General features: G+C 65.5%; 2 protein-coding genes. Both read left to right on the forward strand.

The features are described 5' to 3' along the window. Nucleotides 1-163: 163 nt before the first annotated feature. A complete protein-coding gene (locus tag FJ980_RS32755) occupies nt 164-829 on the forward strand; it encodes a GntR family transcriptional regulator (RefSeq protein ID WP_140547575.1) in 666 nt (221 codons plus the stop codon). 130 nt (nt 830-959) lie between these two features. Beyond that, nucleotides 960-1,200, forward strand: a 241-nt coding sequence (locus FJ980_RS32760) for a DUF982 domain-containing protein (RefSeq protein WP_246676684.1), incomplete at its 3' end; no start/stop codon positions are given.

A 1,200-nucleotide genomic window follows, 5' to 3' on the forward strand; every position in this document is an offset into this window, starting at 1 on the left:
CCAGTGGATATTGTAGCCGCCCTGTTCCGTACCGTTCTGCGTCATGCCGTGCCTGCGTGTGCCAGGGATTGTTGTGGATACCATTTTGGGATACCAAGTCTGTATCCGTCATGGACCCACAGCCCGACCGCTGTCAATGCGGGCACGTGAAAAGGCAACAACGATGTCGCAGATGCACAACGTCGAACGGCAGCTCCGCGAGATGATCCTTGGACTTGAGATCGGCCCGGGTGAGAAACTCACCGAGCGCTGGATCGAAAGCCGCTTCGGCGCCTCGCGCACGCCGGTCAGGGCTGCGCTGCTGCGGCTCGAAACCGAAGGGCTGGTCGGCAGGGACGGGCGCGGCTGGACGGTCTCGCCCATCAACCTGGCCGAACTCGAGCAGATCGCGGTCTACCGCGAAGCGGTCGAGGTCGCGGCCTTGCGGCTGACATGCGGGCTTGCCGACAGAAGTGCCGTCGATGTCATCGAGGCTATGCTCGTCTCCTGCGACGACGACACTCCGCGCGAGGAATGGCATCGCGTCGGCATGGATTTCCACATCGAGCTGGCGCGACTGTCCGGCAATGAATTCCTGTTTCGGGCCGTCCGCGACGCGATGACCAGGCTTTCGCGCGCCCGTTGGCTGGAGGTACGCGATGGAGCGGCCCTTGGCCGCGCCTGGGCCGAACATCACGCCGTCCTGGCCGCCGTGCGGAGCGGCGATGCACAGGAAGCCGCGCGCTTGCTCTCGGAGCATATCGTGGGCAGTCGCGACCGTCTGTTGACGTCGCTGGCCAATGATCGCCGCGGCCTTCGCGCCAGGGGATTTGCCGTCGTGGCGGCATAATGCGGCCTGCAGGGCAGGCCACTCGCCGCCGAAAAAAGGACCACCGGCCCCGAGCCCCACTTTCGGCCTCGCTTCGCGGACGCCGATGGCGTAGGACCGGGCGATGGAAAACAACCGATTTGAAGTACCCGTGACCGTCAAATCAGTCACGGCGGGAAGTACACAGCTCTTACGCTCGGCCCGCGAGGCTTCCGACTATCTCATGAACAGCTGGCCCGGCAAGCGCACTCCCAAGCATCGCGCGGCGCTGCAGGCCTGCCACGATGCGCTGGCCGGCGACAAGCCGGCCATGAACGCAAGGCGCGCCGTTATCGCGGCGGCGCGTGAAGCGGACGTCGTCGTCAGCGACAAGGCGCCGGCCGGATCCAGGC

It is taken from the genome of Mesorhizobium sp. B1-1-5, assembly GCF_006443065.1.
Classification (GTDB): domain Bacteria; phylum Pseudomonadota; class Alphaproteobacteria; order Rhizobiales; family Rhizobiaceae; genus Mesorhizobium.

Coding starts and splice junctions, on each gene's coding strand:
- FJ980_RS32755 (WP_140547575.1), top strand. CDS start 164: ATGTCGCAGATGCACAACGTCGAACGGCAGCTCCGCGAGATGATCCTT.